We start from the raw sequence: 20,797 nt of genomic DNA, 5'->3' as shown, positions 1-20,797 counted from the left end.
GTATTTCAAAGATACAATAAGATAAGTGTTGTAATTTATCATACCTAAAAACCTTGGCCATAACCAAAGTCTAACTATAATTTTTTATTGACCAACAGGATATACACCTCTGTATCAACAAGAAAAAAGCTCACTGTAAACAGGGTATTACCAAGGTTATAAATGCCTTATTTTTGACCTAAATAAATATTAGCGTATTGTTAGTCAAATCAGCCAACCATATTTTAAGACATCGAAGTCTCGGCAAGCCTATATCAAAGGCGGTTAAAACTACAGGCTTATTTTTAGTTCTGCTGTTTTCCTGTATCCATGTTTTTTCTCAAGAAGATATAAGGATAACCGCTTTCGGGCATATTCCAAAAACGATTCCCGACTCGTTATACACCAGTTTAAAAAAGGCCAAAACCTCCAACCAAAGACTTCGCATACTCTATGAAATAGGAGAACAACATGCCAAACACGGAAATGCGGATTCTGTAAATTTTTATAGCAATAAAATGAGTGCCCTCATAAAAGGGAGTAACAACTTAAAAGATAGCTTGTTACACGTTCTAAGGTCAAAAAAATTGGCGGGTGACGGTAAATTAATAATCGGATTTAATGATGAAGCCCTAAAAGATTATTTGGACGGCATAACTATTTCCGACTCTCTTTCCGTTTCCTCTACAGAAGTATTTTGGCTAGAGCTCGGCCTGGGAAAAGTGTATCTACGAAAAAGGGAGTACTCCAGTGCCAAGAGCATTTTTGAAAAATGTGCTCAAGAAACCGACAATGACGAGGTAAGGGCAAATGCCTATTACCTTTTGGGAGTACTCGCGACTTTAGAATATGAGGATTACGACCTATCGCTATCTTATTACGAAAAAGCAAGATCAGCGGCCAATAACCCATCGATGGACAAGCTCATATTACAGATCGAATTAAACGAGGGCTCCATTTTTCTTGTCCGCAAAAAATATGACAAGGCTTTGGTACATTTTGAACATGTGATGAAGGCCAGTATCGAAAAACAATATTATGGCCTATATACGAATGCGGTACTATATTACGGAGATGCATATAGTGCGCTCGGCGAGTTTAAAACCGCGCAAATGGTGCTGTCCATGGCCTATGCAAACGCTATAAACTGGAATCGTCTAGAACTGCAAAAAAGTATAATACAAGGACTTAGAAACGTATATGTTGCCCAAGGCGATTATGAGAATGCCTACAATTTAATGACCCGTTACAATGCCGTCTCCGAAGAAATACTGGAAAACCAGAACATAAAAACCATCAAAGACCTTGAATACAAGTACAATACGCTACAAAAAGAAAAAGAAATAGTAGAACTTAAGAAAACCCAATTGGCCAAACAAAATGAAATTGAACGCCAAAAAACTATCAAAAAAGCAGTTCTATACGGTTTTCTTGTGCTTCTGATTCCTATTATCACCTTGTTATATGTCTACTATCAAAAACTACAGACACAAAGCCTTTTGGCGGTAAAACAACAAGAACTGAACAATCGAAAAATAACTTCTTTGTTAAACGAACAAGAACTCAAAATAGCAAGAACAGCATTGAGCGCACAGCAAGAAGAACGCTCAAGAATTGCCCAACAACTGCATGATAGTATTGGGGGCAACCTAGCTGGTATTAAGCTACAACTGTCAAACGTAGAAAAACCCAACGACACCCAAAAAGGTATAATGAAACAGGTAAACGAGACCTACGAACTGGTTCGGGAAATATCACATAACCTAATTCCCAAGAAATTCAACGAAAATGCGTTTACCATTCTACTTAACGACTATCTGGATAAAATTAAAAATGGATCTGACCTAAGTATAGCTTTTTCTGCCCATCCCGAAGAAAAAATAAACGGGTTACCCGAAACGATCAAAGTGGAACTCTATCAAATTATACAAGAATTGACCACCAACACCCTAAAACATGCAAATGCGACCTCTATAGAGTTACATCTCAGTTTTTACAACAATACGCTTCAACTGTTGTTCGAGGATGATGGAACCGGATTTGATATGAAAAAAACCCATGATGGCATCGGCATTACCAATATTAATACCAGAATAAAACAATTACACGGAAACCTCGTTCTAGATAGTACCCCCGGAAGAGGTACCGCTTTTACCATAACCATACCTATAAAAGATATCGATGAGAAAATATAAAATAATCATTGCAGACGACCATAAGATGTTCTTGGACGGCCTCATGAGTATTTTGGCTCACAAAGAAACGTATGAAATTATATTGACCGCCAATAACGGTAAAAATGTGGCCAAGTATCTTGATATCAACAAAGATGAGGATATCGACCTTGTTATAACCGATATAAACATGCCAGAATTCAATGGTATAGAGCTAAACAGCCATATTAAAAAGAACCACCCAAGCATAAAGACCTTGGTCGTAAGCATGTTACACGACACTAAGAGCGTACAAACATTAACAAAAGACAATGTAGATGGCTACATACCAAAAAATGCGGAAAAAGATGAGCTTTTATTAGCTATTGAAACCATTTTAAAAGGTGACAAATATTTTTCTCAGTCTATAAAGGACGTTTACTTGAAAGGCATGTTTTCTAATGAAACGAATATTGAGGATTCATTGTCTAAACGAGAAAAAGAGGTCTTAAAACTAATAGCACAGGAATTTACGACCCAAGAAATTGCCGACCAGCTATTTTTAAGTAAGCACACCATTGAAAGTTATCGTAAAAACCTCATCTCTAAACTAGAAGTCCGAAACCTTGCCGGACTCACAAAATACGCAATCAAATTAGGTTTGGTAGAATCATAGCTCCCTGTTTTCAGTGAGTGATTTCTACGGGATAAGGGGCTGTTTGTGGCTCTGAACCACAATACTTTTACACCGTAAAATATTTAAAAACAAAATTATGATCAACGGAATCACCCTAGTATTATTAAGTATCATCGCAGTACCTTCATTAGTGCTTTCAAAAAAACCCAACGCAAAAGAGCTATTGGAAAAAATTGAACCTTACCAAGGGTGGATCGGCCTTGTCTTCTGCATTCTTGGAGTATGGGGCATCATCACTGCCATCTTAAATATCGGCTGGTTGACAACCGCTCCTATTTGGTGGATTACCTTATTTGCAGGAAGTCTAGTACAGACTGGTCTGGGTTTTATGCTGGGCTTTGGACTTATAAACAAACTCTTTATGTCAAACAACACGGAAGCTCAGGAAAAAGCCGCCGAATTAAGAAGTAAGATCGCACCCAAACAAGGTAAGCTAGGCATCTTAGGACTTATAGTAGGTGTGTGGATGATCGCCGCTTCTTTTCTTTTTACCCTTTAATCTTTAAAACAACAAATATCAAAATCATGAAAAAATTTATCATTTTATGTGCCGTTATCGGCGCTACGGCCGTAAATGCCCAAAACAAAGACCTTCAAAAAACAATTTCTGTTACAGGTATGGCCTGCGTAAAGAGAAACGTAACGGCCCATAAAGTAAAAGCTACTTTGAATATGGACCAATTATACTATTCGGACCCACAAATTAAATCGCTTAAAGAATTTAAGGAAAAATACTTTGAAGCTCTGAAAAAAACAGGTTTCGACCCTGAAAAATTTGTTGAGAAAGACATGGAATTTCTTACCGCCGGGTATCAAAAAGAAGGCACCGTATTAGAGTTTGAAACCACTTCTGAAGATACTGTAAAAAAATTATTGGCCGTAAAGATGAACGGTGTGACACTACAATATTCCTTTAAAACATCCATCGACCAAAAAACAATGGACTCTTTGTTAAAAACTGCTTTGGCAGATGCAACGGCCAAGGCCCAAAAACTTTGTGATTTAACCGGCCAAAGTTTAGGTGAGGTCATTTCAGTTACCGAAAACTTGCCATTAACCGATATGTGGACCGGTTATTACAATGATTCCGATGATTTTTTAACCATAGCGGTAACCTACAGCACAAAATAAATTTAGTTGGTTGGTTTGGTAAAATACCCGAAACACTCCCATGGGGTGGTCGGGTATTTTTTATTTTCAAGAAACAATTCTGTGAGATCGTACACCAATATTTCTATGTAGAGAGACAGAAAGAAGGTTATGAATTTACCCAGTTTTTGAACTCTGTGGCCTTTGCCTTGCTGACCACAATGCGTTCATCTGACTCTGGTCTTACGTTAACGATCAATTTTCCGTTAAAGTAATAATTGATATTCTCTATGACATCCTTTCTAATAATAAACTGTCTGTTTACCCTATAAAAATTCTCGGGATCCAATTCCTCTTCAATTTCTTCTAGTTTCCCGTCCACCACATACGATTGGCCGCTCAGAGCAACCCCTTTTACAACACCCATATCTATTTTAAAATACGCGATATCGGCTACTTTTAAAGGAATTAATTGATCACGGTGCCCTACTAAAAACGTGGTTTTATAATTTTTAACTTTTCCGTTTATCAAGCTGAGTAGGCCCTTAATTTGATTCTCGGCAATTACGGGCTCTTTTACATGGCTTTTTAGTTTATTTATGGCATCTTTCAGCTCATCTTCGTCTATGGGTTTCAACAAATAATCGATACTGTTCACCTTAAAAGCCCTCAAGGCATATTGATCATAGGCGGTCGTAAAAATAATGGGAGTGGCAATATTTACCTTCTCGAATATTTCGAAAGAAATACCGTCCGCCAAATGAATGTCCATAAAAATCAATTCCGCCCCGTGTGGTCTTTTAAAATACGCTACCGCACTTTTAACGGAATCTAATACATCAACAACTTCTATATGCGCATCTACCGCCTTAAGTAAATAGGTAAGGTTGTCACTGGCCGCAAGCTCATCTTCAACGATTACGACTTTCATAATTATTTGGTTAAAGGAAGTTCTACACTGAAAATATTGTCACTAGTTCTAACGGTCAACTTTTCTTTTAATAAAAGCTCGTACCTTTTTTGAAGGTTTATCAATCCGTTTTTTGTACCGTCCGCCAAGTTTGTTCTTGGTCTTATGATATTTTCCACAAAAAGAGACCCGTTCTTATCAAAAATATTTACTGTCAACGGGTTAGACCCTGAAATCTCGTTATGTTTTACCGCGTTTTCCACTAATAATTGCAGGGCCATCGGAGGTACTTTTTCCTCTAGACATTCTTCATTTATCTGTACATCTATATGTAACCGATCCCTATATCTGGTTTCCATTAAATAGGCATAACTGTCCAGATATTTAAGTTCCTCACGAATACTCACCAGATCCGAATCTCCGCTCTGTAGTATATAACGATACATGTAAGACAATTTTTTTACAAACTGTGTTGCCGTTTTATTCTCTCTTATCAACGACGTCAGTGAATTCAGTGAATTGAATAAAAAATGAGGGTCTATTTGGTTTTTTAGGGCATTTAACTCGTTCTGCAGGTTTTGTTGTTTTAGTTTCTCGTTTTCTATTCTACTTTCTTGTTGATCTGCCTGCAATCTAAGAACACGGGCGATAAAGAATAGTACTACCAATAAAATGATATAATTAAATTTGGTAAAGCCCCGTTCTTTAGAATCCATTTCTACCCCCATTACATAATGAAAAAAGTGGCCGAACAATTTTAAAAATAATATAAGAACAATAATATCCGCTACAAGCATCAAAACCATTCTTGCAATATGAGACCCTTTAAATCTTAGGTAACCTACGTTCGTATTCAATTCCAATACACCCCAAGCAAAGAAGAAAAAGAAAACATAGCGGTATAAAAAATCAACGACCCATTTTCCGGAGAAATCCATTGTACCCTCCGTTATCATATTATATAGATAAATGGTTCTAGGTAACGATATAAGAAGTGCCAATAAAAGTGCCACCCTTATTATTTGGGTATATTTTACCGGTTTTAGCATCATTGGATTATTCATTGGCGGTATCTCAAATTTACATCAATTTTAGTTGGTCGGTTTTAATCAAGACTATTTTCAAGAACAGGTCTTCGATAAATCGAAGACCTGTAAAGAAAACAAAATAAGCTTGGAATCCATTTATTTGGCAAATGGATCAAAGTTCTCGGGCAGATACGGAGCCACGTCAAAACCTAGCTCTACTTTCTCTTCTTCCTCCATTAATATAATATCATCGGGATCCACCTCCATACCCTCGTATGCATTAAATCCAAAAGGCAAATAATCTGCCGTATCAAATCCTAAAACGATTTCTTCTTCCTCTTCGACCAACATCAGGTCATCGGCCTTCATGTTGGCAGATTCCATTTCCATTCTAAGGCCTTCTGCAAAGGGGTTATGTGACAGCCCAAGAAGATCTTTACTTTTATAATCATCTTTTACCGACATTTTGTTGATTCCTGTAAACGAGATCAATAATGCCCCCAATAATCCTATACCCAATAGGGTTGTTATTTTTTTCATGATATCTATAATTATTCGATTTTATTAAATATTATTTCGGGACAAATGTAGAACAACACTTCTCTTTAAAATTGCTTTAATTATGTGAAATGACTGAAAATCAACCCCAAACAACCTATTCTACAACTGAAATAAACACGAATGACCAGTGGCCGTTAATTGGATAGAACCAAAAGGCCCAAAAGAAAATACACGCAGCTTAAACAACTAATTATCAACAAGTAACAATACCATATTATTCAACTTGTGATACTTATAACAAATATAAATTCTGATTACACTCGGTAATCTTGTAAATTACAGAACAAACAAAAAATACTTAGTTTTATACAACATCTATCACCTAAAAAACCATTTAATTGTTGATTATTCAAATTAGAAAAAATACGATACCGGCTACCATCGAAAAACCATCAAACGAAAATTAATGAACACATTGACCCCAAACACAGAAAAATTTATTCATGATAACTTTCTGTTGGAAAATGATTTTTCTGAAAGACTTTATCATGAATTTGCGGCTTCGATGCCCATTATCGATTACCATTGCCACCTTCCACCCAAAGAAATTGCGGAGAATCACATATATAACAATCTAACACAGATATGGATCAATGGCGATCACTACAAATGGAGGGCCATGCGTACTTTCGGAATCGAAGAAAAATATATTACCGGTACGGCCGCTGACCATGAAAAATTTTCACATTGGGCAAAAACTGTGCCTTACACCCTAAGAAATCCACTATATCACTGGACGCATCTAGAGCTAAAACGATACTTTGACATAGACCTTTTATTAAATTCCTCTACGGCCAATGAAATTTATACCGAAGCTACCGCAAAATTACAAACTACCGCATACAGCTGTCAGAGTCTGATAAAAAAAATGAACGTTAGGGTAGTTTGCACCACCGAAGACCCTATCGACAATCTAGAACATCATCGCCATATTGCAAAAAATGGGTTCGGAGTAAAGATAAGTACATCGTTTAGGCCCGATAAGGCCATATTAATTGCTGACAGCAACTACAATTCATATCTAGATAAGTTGGCAGAAGCAAGCGGAGTGGATATTACTACATACCAATCACTTTGCGATGCACTTTATAAAAGATTGGATTATTTTAATGCGAACGGCTGTAAATTATCCGATCACGGTTTAAGTTACATTCCGTACAAGACCTATACCGATACCGAAATAGAAAACATCTTTCAAAAAAGAAGGGCCAATAAAACGATCACGGTAGAAGAGGAAGAGAAATTTCAAACAGCCATATTATTATACCTGTGCGAGCAATACCATAACCTACAATGGATACAACAGTTTCACTTGGGCGCCTTAAGAAACAATAACGAAAGAATGCACCGTTTGTTAGGGCCGGATACCGGTTGGGACTCTATCGGAGATTACCCACAGGCCTCTACCCTTTCCAATTTTTTAAACAGCCTGGATTCGAAAGATAAACTGACCAAAACGATTCTCTATAACCTGAACCCTTCCGACAACGAAGTTTTGGCCTCAATGATCGGTAATTTCAATGACGGTAGAACCAAGGGCAAAATACAATTCGGCTCCGGGTGGTGGTTCTTAGATCAAAAAGACGGTATGACCAAACAGATGAACGCACTTTCCAATATGGGTCTCATAAGCTGTTTTATAGGAATGCTGACAGACTCTAGAAGCTTTCTATCCTATCCAAGACATGAATATTTCAGAAGGGTACTTTGTAACCTGTTCGGAAAAGAAATGTTGAAAGGGGAAATACCGAAAGATTTTGATCTGGTAGGTCAGATCGTTCAAGATATCTGCTACAACAATGCCAAAGAATATTTCAATTTTTAACCGACCAACCATATAACCGACCATGAAGAAAGTAACAACGTTCAGGGAAACCACCTCAATATCGGATCCAAAGAGATTTTTAAGATCTACCCCAGCCACTAACATTAATGTGGCCTGTAGTAAGGAATGGGGTTTACAGAAAACACGCAGCTAAAATGAAAAACGTCCGAATATTCATGTTGTTACTTTCCACATTCTTCATGGGCTGTTCAACGCACTCAGATGTAAAGACCTTACGGTTAGGCCATGGCCTTGATGTAAGCCATTCTGTGCACAAGGCTATGGTAAAAATGGGCGAAGATCTTTTTGAGCGTTCTGGAGGTCGACTAAGACTTAAAATCTACCCCAGTCAGCAATTAGGCACCGAAAGGGAATGTTTAGAGCTTTTGCAGATCGGAAGTTTAGATATGACCAAGGTATCTGTGGGGGTCTTGGAAAACTTTGCCCCAAAAACAAAAGTACTGGGCCTACCTTTCTTATTTCGGGATCGTCAACATTCTTTTGATGTTTTGGATGGCCCCATAGGTGAGACACTTTTAAACGAAGGTGAAAAATACTGGCTAAAGGGCTTGGGGTTCTATGATGCCGGAAGCCGAAGTTTTTACACCATGAAAAAGCCCATTTTAAAACCTTCGGACCTTAAAGGGCAAAAAATAAGGGTCATGGAAAGTGCTACTGCTGTGAACATGGTAAAAGCCTTGGGCGGATCCCCGACTCCAATTTCTTGGGGAGAACTTTACACCTCTTTGCAACAAGGCGTAGTAGATGGCGCCGAAAACAATCCTCCCAGTTTTTACCTGTCTAGACACTATGAGATTTGCAAATACTATTCGCTGGACGAACATACCGTTTTACCCGATGCGCTATTGATAGGTACCTATGCATGGAACAAATTAACGGAACAAGAGCAAACCTGGTTAAGGGCCTCGGTAAAAGAATCCGTAAAATACCAACGAATATTATGGGCAGAGGCCGAAGCAGAGGCTCTTAGGGAAGTAGAAAAAGCCGGCGTAGAAATTTTAAGACCCGATAAAAAGGCATTTGCGGACAAAGTGGAAGCAATCTATGACTCATATAAAAATGACACGGAAATCTACCCTTTGATAAAACAGATACAAGAAACAAAACCAACTAACCAATAATACAATGGCATTACGATCAAAAATTGATAGTGTTATAAGCAAAACACTTGTTGTTATCATGTCCGTCATGGTCATAAACGTACTTTGGCAGGTATTTACAAGGTACGTAACAGGAAACCCAAGTTCTTTTACCGATGAGCTTGCTCGTTATCTCATGATCTGGGTCGGAGTTCTGGGAGCGGCGTATGTTTCTGGCAAAAACCTACATGTCACCATTGATATTTTACCCACACGTTACAATATAAAAACACAAAACAGGTTCAAGACCATTGTTACCATACTGATCATTCTCTTTGTGTTCTTTGCTTTCGTTGTAGGAGGTTCCCGCTTGGTCTATATCTCTTATGTACTAGGGCAACAATCCCCCGCTTTGCAATTACCCTTGGCTGTAGTGTACATTATTATTCCCATCAGTGGCTTTTTGATCATATACTATAAAACATCGGATCTATTAATACGTAAATCATGATGGAACACATACCTATTCTAGTATTGGTCATAAGCTTTATCTGCCTATTGGCCATTGGCACACCGGTAGCCTGGAGCATTGCAATATCGTCTCTTTTAACCATGTTGGTGAGTATACCTGCAATGCCCGCTTTCACAACGGTTTCACAAAGAATGGCTACCGGATTGGATAGTTTTGCCCTCTTGGCCATACCCTTTTTTATACTCTCGGGCGAGCTAATGAACAAAGGTGGCATTGCCCACCGGCTCATTGCATTTGCAAAAACACTGGTGGGTTCCCTCCCTGGCGGATTGGCCTTGATCAATGTAATCGCCGCCATGTTAATGGGTGCCATTGCCGGTTCTGCCCTAGCTTCGGCTTCTGCCATGGGGAGCATTCTAGGGCCAGAAATGGAAAAAGAAGGTTATTCAAAAGAATTTGGCGCAGCGGTGAACATCACCTCCGCAACTACAGGGCTGGTCATACCTCCCAGTAATATCTTAATAGTATATTCCTTGGCCAGTGGTGGTGCATCTATAGCCACATTGTTTTTAGCGGGATATATTCCGGGGATATTGACAGGACTCTTCTTGATGATCGTGGCCATGTTCTGGGCGAAAAAGAAAAAGTATAAAGTCGGAAAGAGAAGTACTCTAAAAGAAGTAGGAAAAACACTTATTGACGCCCTTCCAAGTCTATTTATGTTGGTAGTAGTCATCGGCGGTATCGTCTCCGGTATATTTACGGCCACCGAAGCATCGGCAATTGCCGTGTTGTACAGTTTGATCCTTGGCTTTATTTATAAAGAAATATCAATACCTAAATTGCCACAAATACTATTGGATTCAACTGCCACAACAGCCATTGTAATGTTATTGATAGGATCTTCTATGTGTATGTCATGGGCCTTGTCCTATGAAAACATTCCACAGGACATAAGTTCAGGATTATTGGGCCTTAGCGATAATAAAATTGTAATTCTATTGATCATAAACCTGCTATTATTATTCGTGGGTATTTTCATGGATATAACCCCGGCCGTATTGATCTTTACACCTATTTTCTTACCAGTGGTCACAAAATTAGGGTTAGACCCTGTTCACTTTGGAATCATTATGATCCTAAATCTTTGCATAGGTATTTGTACCCCGCCAGTTGGATCTGTACTCTTTGTGGGTGTAAGTGTCGCAAAAACCACCATACAAAAAGTATTTAAACCGTTGTTGCCTTTGTTCGTAGCAATGATAATAGCTTTGTTTCTGGTTACCTATATCCCAGAATTAAGCTTATGGTTGCCAAGATTGTTCGACCTATAAAAGGGTTTGGCACCCACGAAAAAGATGAAGTGATACACTTTCATGGTTGATCCGAGATGGCCATAATAAACCCATGTGACATAAATGTGGGCATAGCCATTATAGTATATTATCCTTAGGTTATAATATATTATCCATTAGAAAAGAAATGGATAAAATGGTCTATAAAAAGGGCCTAAGCCTAATATAATCTCGTTATTTTTATCATGTATTTTTTAATACAAATTTTAAAGAATTACTATGAGCAGCGAAAAAAATTATTTTAAAGCAGTAAATCCGGCTACAAACGAAGTTTTGGAAGGTGACTATAAAAATGCGACCAAATCAGAGATAAATGAAGCCGTAAACGAGGCCTCAGAGGCATTTCAGACATATAGAAAGGTTAAAAACGAACAAAAAGCGCTCTTTTTAGAGCAGATAGCGACTGAAATTGAAAATCTGGGGGATGAGCTCATAGAACGCGGTACTTTAGAAACAGCATTGCCCGTAGGGCGTTTACAAGGAGAGCGAGGCAGAACCATGAACCAATTACGATTATTTGCAAGTGTCGTAAGAGAAGGGTCTTGGGTAGATGCTAGAATAGACAAAGCACAACCGGATAGAACACCAATACCCAAATCGGACATTAGGCACATGATGATTCCCTTAGGTCCCGTTGCCGTATTTGGTGCCAGTAATTTTCCTTTGGCATTCTCTACGGCAGGTGGGGATACCGCCTCTGCTTTGGCGGCGGGCTGCCCTGTAGTATATAAAGGACACCCCGCGCATCCGGGTACTACCGAATTGGTTGCAAAAGCAATTGAAACGGCTATAGAAAAAACAGGAATGCCAAAAGGAACATTTACCTTACTACAAGGAAACTCAATTGAGGTAGGTGAAGTTTTGGTAAAACATGAGGGCATCAAGGCCGTAGGTTTTACGGGATCTTACCGTGGAGGCATGGCCATTTTCGAATATGCGAACAACAGACCTGTTTCAATTCCCGTATTCTCTGAAATGGGTAGTAGCAACCCCGTATTTATTTTACCGAAAGCCCTTAAAGAGCGTGGAGAAAAAATCGCGGAAGGCTTGGCCAACTCCATTAACATGGGAGTCGGTCAATTCTGCACCAATCCTGGACTGACCTTTCTTTCCGATGGTCCTACAAATGGTTTTATTAATACATTACAAGACAAAATTAATGCCCAAGAAGCAGGAACCATGTTAACTTCGGGCATTCAATCTTCCTATACAAAGGGCATTGAGTACTTTGAATCACAAGAAAACCTAGAAACTGTTGCGAAAGGAAAAAATGGGGAAGGTGCCAATAAAGTAGCTTCTACCGTATTTAAAACCAATATCGAAACTTTCTTATCCAATGGTGCTCTTGCCGAAGAAAATTTTGGCCCCTCTTCTGTCGTAGTGGCCGATGTATCTAAAGAAAAACTGCTACAAGCGGCAAAAGAACTAGAGGGTCACCTAACCGCTACGGTACATGGCACCGAAGAAGACCTGGAAAATTTTGGGGAATTATTTGAAATATTGGAACAAAAGGTAGGGCGCGTATTGATCAATGGTTTCCCTACGGGCGTAGAAGTGTGCCACTCGATGGTACATGGCGGTCCTTTTCCGGCAACTACCGCACCAAGCTCTACATCGGTAGGCACCAACGCCATTAAACGTTTTGTTCGCCCTGTATGCTACCAAGATTATCCACAGGCACTATTACCAGAGGAGTTAAAAGATGACAATCCTTTGAATATATGGCGATTAGTCGATGGAAATTTCACAAAAGAAAAATTGTAAAAAGTAAAAAAAACAAGGTTTTTAACCTCATATTTTCCATATTTGCACCTAATATTTGATGTACATCAAATAATATCGATCATTTCTATTTTTAGATGGGTCGGTTTTGTTAGTGGTAAAAAGTCTATTGGTCCGTAAAAAGGGCACGACCAAAAATCATATAACATAAAAAAACTCCCTAGATTTCTAGGGCAGAATCATAAAGAGGGAGAAAAGCAGATCACCCAAGCTCCGTCAAATAAGGAAGGTCTATGAATTTAAAAGTTTCGTTATTTGCTTTTTTTGCCTTTACGGTGTTTGTTTGCAAGAATATTGCCGCCCAAAGTTTTGAGGGTATTACGGGTATCAGGGATACTTCTTTCACCGTAGCATCTGCCTATGCGAAAGATGTAAAAGATCACCCGCAAATTAAAATCGTTAAAGAGTTTGATCTTGAAACTGTAAAAGAACAACGTGATATTACCTATTGCTCATGGGGAGAACGTGAACTTAAATTGGATGTTTTTAAGAACGATACATCTTCTTCCTCTTTAAAAACGGCCATTATCATTATTCATGGTGGCGGTTGGCGCACGGGCCATAGAAGCCAACACCATCCTTTGGCACAACAACTGGCCAATAGAGGGTATGTGTGCTTTACGCCCGAATACAGACTATCTACCGAGGCTCTTTTTCCCTCCGCCATTTATGACTTAAAAGCTGTTATACGTTGGGTACGGGCCAATGCAGAAACCTACAATATAGATCCGGAAAAAATAGTTGTTTCCGGCTTTTCTGCAGGTGGCGAGTTAGCAGCCTTTCTAGGAACCACGGCCAACAAAGCGATATTTGAAAATGACGGTTGTTTTTCAGAAGTATCATCACATGTAAACGCCATTATAGATATAGATGGTACACTTTCCTTTATACATCCGGACAGTGGCGAGAAGAACGAGAATATTTCCGCTGCCACCCATTGGTTCGGATACAACAAGAAAGAAAACCCATTATTATGGAAGTTGGCATCTCCGCTTACCCATGTAAATTCTAAAACTCCCCCTTCTTTGTTTATCAACAGTTCGGTATCACATATGCATGCCGGAAGGGATGACTTTATAGAAATGCTTCGTAATTATAATATTTATTCGGAGGTTATTTCCTTTGAAACGGCCCCCCACTCATTTATCTTATACCACCCATGGTTTGAGCCTTCGGTGAACGGTATAGATAACTTTCTACAGCGAGTTTTTCAATTTTAAGCCTTCAAGAAACCTTACATACCATAAGATTACCGAAAAAAACACACCTTCATAGGATTGATACCCGGTAGCGACAATCAAAAATAAGACCAAAATTACATACAAATAAATGATATATAGCAATTTAAAACCAAACAGAAGTCCTTGTTCAAATCAAATATTGATAACTACAAGTTATCTATAATTAAAAAATAATAAACTTATAGTTATAAAAAATACTCGATAAACTAAAAAACCACACCCTAAATACGATACATTTACCAAAAAATTATAGCGCAAAAACGAGCCTGTATTTAAATCAAGCAACAAGCATATTAAATAACGGTGTACGAACCCAACCTTCACATATACACTTCTATTCCCCCACGCTTTTACATCCAATATAAGCGGTCAATACCACCTTATAGTATAAACAGGTTTAAGAACAGGGTACTGTTCAGTTTCTCATTTTTTTGATTTTCGCCAAAGTTTCGCGAACTGTATTCTCCAACCCACCAAAGTCCTTTTTAGCCAAAATTTCTTTACTGATAAGTTTTGAGCCCATTCCTACACAGGTAACACCGGCATCAAACCACGCCTTAAGATTCTCCTCGTCCGTACTTACACCTCCTGTAGGCATAACACTTGTCCAAGGTTGTGGCCCTTTGATCCCTTTTACAAAACCAGGTCCATATAGGGCTCCTGGGAACAACTTTACAATTTCACAGCCCAATTCCTCGGCCCTGTTAATTTCAGTCAACGAACCACATCCAGGCGACCACAAAACCTTTCTACGATTGCATACGGTAGCAATATCTTCGCGTAAAGAAGGGGTCACTATAAAATTCGCTCCCATTTGCATAAACATACTAGCGGCAGCCGCATCTGTGATAGAACCAACCCCCATAATCATACCTGGAAGCTCTTTTATTGCATATTTGTTCAGTTCTGAAAACACCTCAAAGGCAAAATCGCCACGTGCGGTAAACTCCATCAATCTTGCCCCGCCATCATAACATGCCTTGAGTACTTTCTTACCTAATTCCACATCAGGATGGTAAAACAAGGGAACCATCCCAGACTCTTGCATAACCCGCGCTACTTCTATTCTTGAAAATTGTGCCATTTATATTCTTATTTTTCTTTTAAAATTTTATCGAAATCGTACGCCGAAGGATTGTCTACATACTTTTTGGCCTCGTCGTAATCATCGGTATTTAAATAATATAGATTTTGAAAACATAGTTTTGCGAACTCAGAATCGACATCTACCAGCCTAGGAGCTATTTTACCGGATGCATCTTGTATATCGGACAAAAAAAGAGGGGTAACTTCACCTCTAGAATTTGCCGTAACCATGCAACCACTTTTTCCCTCATCAAATAACTTTTTAACTCCAAGCCCCAACAAGGTACATAATGTTAGATCAAAACCAATAGGCCTACAACAACGAAGTTCATAACCTAACTCTACAGGTCTACTTTTAATATCTATACCCAGTTCCTTTAATTTTTGCTGTACCAGCATATTAAATATATGGGCCTTGCTCACATTGCCCAATTCTGGGTGACCATGCGCATCGTATGTAAAGTTGATACCACATTTATCCAGTTCCGATTTGGGCATATTATGAAAAACCCCCTCACTTATAAGGGCAACTCCATAATGTATGTTCTTGATCTTTCTTTTTATCATCGAAGAAATAACCATACGCACTACTTTATCAAAAGTAATATTGGTGCCATGAAACATTTCTGGAATAACCATCATCGGAAAATGACAGCTTGCGGCGATACCGAATGCCAAATGGCCTGCCGAGCGGCCCATAGTCGACATTACAAACCAGTTTTGGCTAGTACGGGCATCCTCATACGTGGTATTCCCAATTCTCACTCCCTCATCTTTGGCCGAATGAAAACCAAATGTGGGATTCCTATCGGGCAGAGGCAGATCGTTATCAATGGTCTTTGGAACATGGATATTGGAAATGGAAATCCCTTCCTTTTTTAAATAGCCCGTAATTCTGTTGGCAGTAGATGCAGTATCATCCCCACCGATACTAACCAACAGTTTTACATTGTTCTTGCTAAAAAGGTTAGTGTTTAGCTTTTCATTCTTGGGCTTAAAGCGGCTCATGATCAAAGTTGAACCGCCCCTACTAAAAATTCTGTCAGCATGAGAAAAATCGAATTCCTTAATTTTAGGATTCCTGTCAAATATTCCTTTAAACCCTTCGTGCAGGCCCAGCACTCGATAGCCATCTTTTAAAAAGGCCTTTGCAACCGTACTGATTACAGAATTTATGCCGGGAGCAGGACCGCCACCACAAAGAATTAATATGGATTTTGTTGACATGCTCTTAAATTATGGAAAAATAAAACTAATTATTGCCGATTATCTAGACACCCTGCCCGAGGCATCACCCCCCATTAATTTATTGACCTCTTCTACAGTGACCAAGTTGGCATCTCCTTTTATAGTATGTTTTAAACAAGATGCCGCCACGGCAAAATCCAATGCATTCTGATCATCACCTGGATATGTCAATAAACCGTAAATAAGTCCTCCCATAAAAGAATCGCCACCACCTACACGATCTACGATATCTGTAATTTGATATTCCCGTGTTTTGAACATGGTTGTACCATCATACAAGACACCCGCCCATGTATTGTGAGAAGCTGAAATCGAACCTCTTAATGTAGTTATCACCTTTTTGGCCTTTGGGAACTTTTTCATCATCTGTTTACAGACCGATAAAAATGCCTCTGCCTTTACATGTTCACCCTGAGTGGTAATATCCAATCCTTCGGGCTTTATACCAAAATGCTTTTCCGCATCTTCCTCATTACCCAAGATAATATCACAGTAAGACGTTAGTTCTGTCATTATAGCTTCGCGGTCTCCACCATAATTCCAAAGTTTTGCCCTGTAATTTAAATCGGTAGAAATAGTGATTCCCATGTCACTGGCCACTTTTACCGCTTCCAAGCACGCATCGGCAGCTCCTTGTGAAATGGCCGGTGTAATTCCGGTCCAATGAAACCAACCGGCACCATCGAACACCTTTTTCCAATCGATCATTCCGGGCTTTATTTCACTAATAGCTGAATGCGCCCTGTCATAGACCACTTTACTACCCCGGCTTACCGCTCCAGTTTCCAAGAAATAGATTCCCAAACGGTCACCTCCAAAAATGATATTTTGTGTATTTACCCCTCGTTTGCGCATTTCCATTAACGCACATTCTCCAATATCGTTTTTTGGCAGTCGTGTTACAAAATCTACGGGAATACCATAGTTTGCCAACGATACGGCAACATTGGATTCACCGCCCCCATATACCACATCAAAACTAGTGGCTTGGGAGAACCTCAAAAAACCCGGGGGCGCCAAACGAAGCATAATCTCCCCAAATGTTACTACTTTTTTCATATTAAATGATCTTACTTTTATTGATTGGTCTGTTGTCTCTTTTAAATTCCTAAACCTTGTCCACCTCCGATTTGGATAGTTTCAGCTGTAAGGAAGGCAGCGTCTTTTCCTGCCAAAAATGAAATAACCGAGGCCACTTCTTCAGGCTGACCTAATCTTCCTAACAAGATATTGTTCTTCCATGACGCGAACACTTCAGGTTTCGTCGATTTTATCTGTGCATGAAAAGGAGTGTCTATCGTACCTGGAGATACTGCATTCACCCTAATTCCATACTCGGCAAGATCTTTTGCCAATGCTCTTGTTATGGCGTGTACACCCGCTTTAGAGGTACCATAAATTCCCGCACCAGGTCCACCGGCATTCCAAGCTGCGATAGATGTATAATTGATGATCGTAGGTAAATCTCCTTTTTTAAGGAAAGGAATAGCAGCTCTTGAAGCAAAAAACACAGAATCTAGATTCAATGCCATTACCGATCTATAAAACTCCGTCGTCATTTCTTCAAATCGCGATCTTCCGCCCAATCCACCTGCATTATTTACAAGCACATCAATTTTTCCATACTTCTCCCCTATCGTAACGATATTGGAGGTTACAGCTTCTTCATTTGTAACGTCAAAGCCGTAATACTCTGCAGTAATACCTTCTGCTGAAAGTTCCTTTAACCTTTCTGCACCTGCTTCATCGTCAATACCGTTCAATATAACAATATAACCGTCTTGTCCCAATCTTTTGGCCACTTCAAAACCAATACCTCCGGTTGCTCCTGTAATTACTGCTACTTTTTTCTCTAAACTCATAACTATTTAAATATTAATCTGATTATGCTGATTCAATTTCTACTGGTCTAATTCTTTTTATCAATGTATAAATGGATAGTACGGCCATTGGTGCCAATACCGCTATTACAATAAATGCAGGGGTATAGGATACTTGCGCTATCATAGGTATCAACGAGTTCATGATAATGACCGATACCGCCGCTACGGTTCCGGCCAGTCCGGCCAAAGTACCTACCGACGGGCCTCTGAACAAATCACTTGATATTGTTTGTATATTTCCTATGGCAAACTGAAAACCAAAAAGAACGATGGCCACTATGTAAATAAAGGTCATTGGGTTATTTTCGTTTACCAAGAAAATGATACCCAACAAGCCAAGGAATATCAACGCCCCTCCAATGGTTATGGTTATTTTTCTTGCGGCATCCACTGATTTTGTTTCCATCAATTTACCACTGTACCATCCACCGAAGATACTACCTGCCATACCTCCTAGGTAGGATATCCAAATCGTCGAGCCAATTTCCTCTACACTAAAACCGAATTTAGAATTCAGGTAAAGAGGCATCCACCCTACGAACAACCACCAAATTGGCTCTATAAAAAACCTAGAGGCCAACACGCCCCATGATTCTTTGTAACTCAGAATCTGAAGAACCGACAATCCCTTTTCGTTGTCTTCCTTAGGTAGATCACCAATTCTATCACAGTTAATAAACTTCAGCTCTTCTTCTGTGATCCAAGGGTGTTTACCAGGTTTGGACTTATTAACGAACAACCATGGAATTACCCATAACAACCCTACTGCCCCAATAATGATAAAGGTAGTACGCCAACCAAAATGCCCGTATAAATAAGCGATCAAAAGAGGTGCTATTACACTTCCCAGTGATGCCCCCGCATTAAATATACCCTGTGCTATGGCACGTTGTTTTACAGGAAACCACTCTCCATTACTTTTTACCGCTCCTGGCCAATTACCTGCTTCGCCCAGCCCTAAAAGGGCCCTAAAAATGGTAAGCGACACAAGCCCTCTGGCAAAGGCGTGAAATACAGAAGCTACCGACCAAACAACGATCGATACCACAAAACCCATTCTTGTACCGATAATATCGTATAATTTACCCGAGAGGAACTTACCTATGGCATAGGTACCCATAAAAATACTTAGCATTATACCATAATCGGACTCATCCATCCCAAGGTCTTTGCCCATTTCTGGCCACATAACACCAAATGCCGTCCTATCTATATAATTGATAACCGTTGCCAAACAGATCAACGTGATAATCCACCATCTTAAACCTTTAACTTTCATATTGACTATTTTTCGAAAAAAGATTACTTGGCATATGTTTCCCATGTATGTATACCATAAATGGCACACAACCGGAAACAATATCCTCTTATTTCCAAATACTTAAACCTTGACTAAAAATTTGAAAAATACTTAACGAACATTAAGCATGTTGTAATTTTGTAGAGCAGAGTTTAGTATTAAATCCCTTCATTTATAATTATATAGAAAGACAAAAGCGTGCAATTTTGTCTTTCTGTTCATGTTTTGATCTTAAATATTATAACAGTACTGATACAATGTCTTAAAATGTATTTTCATTTTTTCTTTGGCCAACTGTGGGTCTTGCGCCTTAATGGCCTCAAAAATATCTTGGTGCTCTTGAATACCCATAAATGCCTGATTTTTATCACATACATGATACTTTTCAAAATTCGTGATTATCTCAGGGGTAATGATCAACATAAATGTATTCATGGTACTATTGCCACTGGCCTTGGCAATTGCCAAATGAAATAGCAAATCTTCTTGTACGGCATCTTCTCCGTTGGTAACCTTTTGTTTATAAGCTTCCAAAGCCTGCTCCATTTTTTCCAAATCCTTATCCGTTCTTCTTTGGGATGCCAACCTTACGGTTTTCAACTCTAACAATATTCTGGTCTCCACCAACGATTTAAAGTCCGGCGTCTTTAATCTCAAAATATCATCTAACATACCGTTCATGGCTACTTGCCCTATATCCGCCACAAAAGTTCCACTTTGTGGTTTTGATTTTAATATACCATAGAACTCCAATTTTTGAATAGCCTCCCTAACATTGCTTCTGCTTACCCCAAACTTTTCCGATAACATTCTTTCAGAAGGAAGTTTATCGCCTGGCTCAAGATTTTTATAATTTATCAAATCACGGATATTGGAAATTATACCGTTTTGAATCTCTTGATTGTCATTGTTCGTAAGGATTTCTAACTTCATATATGCATTTATATCGTGACCTGAAAAATTGGTTAACCAGATTGGTTATTCAAATTTATAAAAATAACTGTGTTATCAAATATTTAACCCGTTTAATTACTTTAAAGTTATTCAAATTTATAGTTGGAAGATTTACTGGCTTGATAAACAAGCCA

The 20,797-nt window shown here is 38.9% G+C and carries 19 protein-coding genes; 10 read left to right on the top strand and 9 right to left on the bottom strand.

Annotated elements, in window-relative coordinates; all coding sequences use genetic code 11:
• Positions 1 to 197: 197 nt before the first annotated feature.
• The 4 genes from J8L85_RS04440 (at position 198) to J8L85_RS04425 (ending at position 3,960) form a co-directional block, all read left to right on the top strand.
• A complete protein-coding gene (locus tag J8L85_RS04440) occupies positions 198 to 2,174 on the top strand; it encodes an ATP-binding protein (RefSeq protein ID WP_211014939.1) in 1,977 nt (658 codons plus the stop codon).
• Positions 2,161 to 2,808, top strand: a complete 648-nt coding sequence (locus tag J8L85_RS04435) for a response regulator transcription factor (protein WP_211014937.1) — start codon at positions 2,161 to 2,163, stop codon at positions 2,806 to 2,808. The genes J8L85_RS04440 and J8L85_RS04435 overlap by 14 nt, the downstream gene beginning before the upstream one ends.
• Positions 2,809 to 2,905: 97 nt before the next feature.
• Entirely contained in the window at positions 2,906 to 3,328 is a 423-nt protein-coding gene (locus J8L85_RS04430) for a hypothetical protein (RefSeq protein WP_211014935.1), read from the top strand.
• Positions 3,329 to 3,354: 26 nt separating this feature from the next.
• The gene (locus J8L85_RS04425) at positions 3,355 to 3,960 is read left to right on the top strand and encodes an SIMPL domain-containing protein (protein WP_211014933.1); all 606 of its coding nucleotides are present in this window, start codon (positions 3,355 to 3,357) and stop codon (positions 3,958 to 3,960) included.
• 127 nt (positions 3,961 to 4,087) lie between these two features.
• Here the strand turns inward: J8L85_RS04425 and J8L85_RS04420 are convergent, their stop codons facing one another.
• The 3 genes from J8L85_RS04420 to J8L85_RS04410 form a co-directional block, all read right to left on the bottom strand.
• On the bottom strand, positions 4,088 to 4,849 hold the full coding sequence (locus tag J8L85_RS04420; RefSeq protein WP_211014931.1) for a LytTR family DNA-binding domain-containing protein: 762 nt from the start codon (positions 4,847 to 4,849) through the stop codon (positions 4,088 to 4,090).
• A gap of 2 nt (positions 4,850 to 4,851) precedes the next feature.
• Complete coding sequence (locus J8L85_RS04415; RefSeq protein ID WP_211014929.1) at positions 4,852 to 5,892, bottom strand: histidine kinase; 1,041 nt, start codon at positions 5,890 to 5,892, stop codon at positions 4,852 to 4,854.
• 120 nt (positions 5,893 to 6,012) lie between these two features.
• Positions 6,013 to 6,396 carry a hypothetical protein gene (locus J8L85_RS04410; protein ID WP_211014927.1) on the bottom strand — a complete coding sequence of 128 codons (384 nt, stop codon included), beginning with the start codon at positions 6,394 to 6,396 and terminating at the stop codon, positions 6,013 to 6,015.
• 427 nt (positions 6,397 to 6,823) lie between these two features.
• On the opposite strand from J8L85_RS04410, the gene uxaC reads away from it, so the two are divergent.
• From uxaC to J8L85_RS04380, 6 genes are all read left to right on the top strand, one after another.
• Entirely contained in the window at positions 6,824 to 8,242 is a 1,419-nt protein-coding gene (uxaC, locus tag J8L85_RS04405; protein WP_211014925.1) for a glucuronate isomerase, read from the top strand.
• Between the two features lie 155 nt (positions 8,243 to 8,397).
• The gene (locus J8L85_RS04400; RefSeq protein ID WP_211014923.1) at positions 8,398 to 9,384 is read left to right on the top strand and encodes a TRAP transporter substrate-binding protein; all 987 of its coding nucleotides are present in this window, start codon (positions 8,398 to 8,400) and stop codon (positions 9,382 to 9,384) included.
• Positions 9,385 to 9,388: 4 nt separating this feature from the next.
• The gene (locus tag J8L85_RS04395; RefSeq protein WP_211014921.1) at positions 9,389 to 9,853 is read left to right on the top strand and encodes a TRAP transporter small permease; all 465 of its coding nucleotides are present in this window, start codon (positions 9,389 to 9,391) and stop codon (positions 9,851 to 9,853) included.
• The gene (locus tag J8L85_RS04390; RefSeq protein ID WP_211016290.1) at positions 9,853 to 11,148 is read left to right on the top strand and encodes a TRAP transporter large permease; all 1,296 of its coding nucleotides are present in this window, start codon (positions 9,853 to 9,855) and stop codon (positions 11,146 to 11,148) included. Before J8L85_RS04395 ends, J8L85_RS04390 begins: the two co-directional genes overlap by 1 nt.
• Before the next feature lie 240 nt (positions 11,149 to 11,388).
• A complete protein-coding gene (locus J8L85_RS04385; protein ID WP_211014919.1) occupies positions 11,389 to 12,933 on the top strand; it encodes an aldehyde dehydrogenase (NADP(+)) in 1,545 nt (514 codons plus the stop codon).
• A gap of 251 nt (positions 12,934 to 13,184) precedes the next feature.
• Entirely contained in the window at positions 13,185 to 14,171 is a 987-nt protein-coding gene (locus tag J8L85_RS04380; protein ID WP_211014917.1) for an alpha/beta hydrolase, read from the top strand.
• Between the two features lie 436 nt (positions 14,172 to 14,607).
• On the opposite strand, the gene J8L85_RS04375 is transcribed toward J8L85_RS04380, so the two are convergent.
• The 6 genes from J8L85_RS04375 to J8L85_RS04350 all read right to left on the bottom strand — a co-directional run bounded on the left by J8L85_RS04375 (position 14,608) and on the right by J8L85_RS04350 (position 20,642).
• Entirely contained in the window at positions 14,608 to 15,276 is a 669-nt protein-coding gene (locus tag J8L85_RS04375) for a bifunctional 4-hydroxy-2-oxoglutarate aldolase/2-dehydro-3-deoxy-phosphogluconate aldolase (protein WP_211014915.1), read from the bottom strand.
• A gap of 8 nt (positions 15,277 to 15,284) precedes the next feature.
• Entirely contained in the window at positions 15,285 to 16,505 is a 1,221-nt protein-coding gene (locus tag J8L85_RS04370) for a 6-phosphofructokinase (protein WP_211014913.1), read from the bottom strand.
• A 39-nt stretch (positions 16,506 to 16,544) separates the two neighbouring features.
• Complete coding sequence (locus tag J8L85_RS04365; protein ID WP_211014911.1) at positions 16,545 to 17,585, bottom strand: sugar kinase; 1,041 nt, start codon at positions 17,583 to 17,585, stop codon at positions 16,545 to 16,547.
• Between the two features lie 41 nt (positions 17,586 to 17,626).
• On the bottom strand, positions 17,627 to 18,388 hold the full coding sequence (locus J8L85_RS04360) for an SDR family NAD(P)-dependent oxidoreductase (RefSeq protein WP_211014909.1): 762 nt from the start codon (positions 18,386 to 18,388) through the stop codon (positions 17,627 to 17,629).
• Positions 18,389 to 18,410: 22 nt separating this feature from the next.
• Positions 18,411 to 19,688 carry an MFS transporter gene (locus J8L85_RS04355; RefSeq protein ID WP_211014907.1) on the bottom strand — a complete coding sequence of 426 codons (1,278 nt, stop codon included), beginning with the start codon at positions 19,686 to 19,688 and terminating at the stop codon, positions 18,411 to 18,413.
• A 252-nt stretch (positions 19,689 to 19,940) separates the two neighbouring features.
• Positions 19,941 to 20,642: a FadR/GntR family transcriptional regulator gene (locus tag J8L85_RS04350; protein ID WP_211014905.1), complete on the bottom strand. Its 702-nt coding sequence runs from the start codon at positions 20,640 to 20,642 to the stop codon at positions 19,941 to 19,943.
• Between the last annotated feature and the right edge of the window lie 155 nt (positions 20,643 to 20,797).

The sequence above is a fragment of the Maribacter sp. MMG018 genome, assembly GCF_018100785.1.
In the GTDB taxonomy this organism is placed as follows: domain Bacteria; phylum Bacteroidota; class Bacteroidia; order Flavobacteriales; family Flavobacteriaceae; genus Maribacter.
This window is presented reverse-complemented; position numbering and strand designations above follow the sequence as displayed.

Excerpts from the sequence above, each read along its gene's own strand:
- J8L85_RS04435 (WP_211014937.1), top strand. The coding sequence starts at position 2,161 with ATGAGAAAATATAAAATAATCATTGCAGACGACCATAAGATGTTCTTG.
- J8L85_RS04430 (WP_211014935.1), top strand. The coding sequence starts at position 2,906 with ATGATCAACGGAATCACCCTAGTATTATTAAGTATCATCGCAGTACCT.
- J8L85_RS04425 (WP_211014933.1), top strand. The coding sequence starts at position 3,355 with ATGAAAAAATTTATCATTTTATGTGCCGTTATCGGCGCTACGGCCGTA.
- J8L85_RS04420 (WP_211014931.1), bottom strand. The coding sequence starts at position 4,849 with ATGAAAGTCGTAATCGTTGAAGATGAGCTTGCGGCCAGTGACAACCTT.
- J8L85_RS04415 (WP_211014929.1), bottom strand. The coding sequence starts at position 5,892 with ATGAATAATCCAATGATGCTAAAACCGGTAAAATATACCCAAATAATA.
- J8L85_RS04410 (WP_211014927.1), bottom strand. The coding sequence starts at position 6,396 with ATGAAAAAAATAACAACCCTATTGGGTATAGGATTATTGGGGGCATTA.
- uxaC (WP_211014925.1), top strand. The coding sequence starts at position 6,824 with ATGAACACATTGACCCCAAACACAGAAAAATTTATTCATGATAACTTT.
- J8L85_RS04400 (WP_211014923.1), top strand. The coding sequence starts at position 8,398 with ATGAAAAACGTCCGAATATTCATGTTGTTACTTTCCACATTCTTCATG.
- J8L85_RS04395 (WP_211014921.1), top strand. The coding sequence starts at position 9,389 with ATGGCATTACGATCAAAAATTGATAGTGTTATAAGCAAAACACTTGTT.
- J8L85_RS04390 (WP_211016290.1), top strand. The coding sequence starts at position 9,853 with ATGGAACACATACCTATTCTAGTATTGGTCATAAGCTTTATCTGCCTA.
- J8L85_RS04385 (WP_211014919.1), top strand. The coding sequence starts at position 11,389 with ATGAGCAGCGAAAAAAATTATTTTAAAGCAGTAAATCCGGCTACAAAC.
- J8L85_RS04380 (WP_211014917.1), top strand. The coding sequence starts at position 13,185 with ATGAATTTAAAAGTTTCGTTATTTGCTTTTTTTGCCTTTACGGTGTTT.
- J8L85_RS04375 (WP_211014915.1), bottom strand. The coding sequence starts at position 15,276 with ATGGCACAATTTTCAAGAATAGAAGTAGCGCGGGTTATGCAAGAGTCT.
- J8L85_RS04370 (WP_211014913.1), bottom strand. The coding sequence starts at position 16,505 with ATGTCAACAAAATCCATATTAATTCTTTGTGGTGGCGGTCCTGCTCCC.
- J8L85_RS04365 (WP_211014911.1), bottom strand. The coding sequence starts at position 17,585 with ATGAAAAAAGTAGTAACATTTGGGGAGATTATGCTTCGTTTGGCGCCC.
- J8L85_RS04360 (WP_211014909.1), bottom strand. The coding sequence starts at position 18,388 with ATGAGTTTAGAGAAAAAAGTAGCAGTAATTACAGGAGCAACCGGAGGT.
- J8L85_RS04355 (WP_211014907.1), bottom strand. The coding sequence starts at position 19,688 with ATGAAAGTTAAAGGTTTAAGATGGTGGATTATCACGTTGATCTGTTTG.
- J8L85_RS04350 (WP_211014905.1), bottom strand. The coding sequence starts at position 20,642 with ATGAAGTTAGAAATCCTTACGAACAATGACAATCAAGAGATTCAAAAC.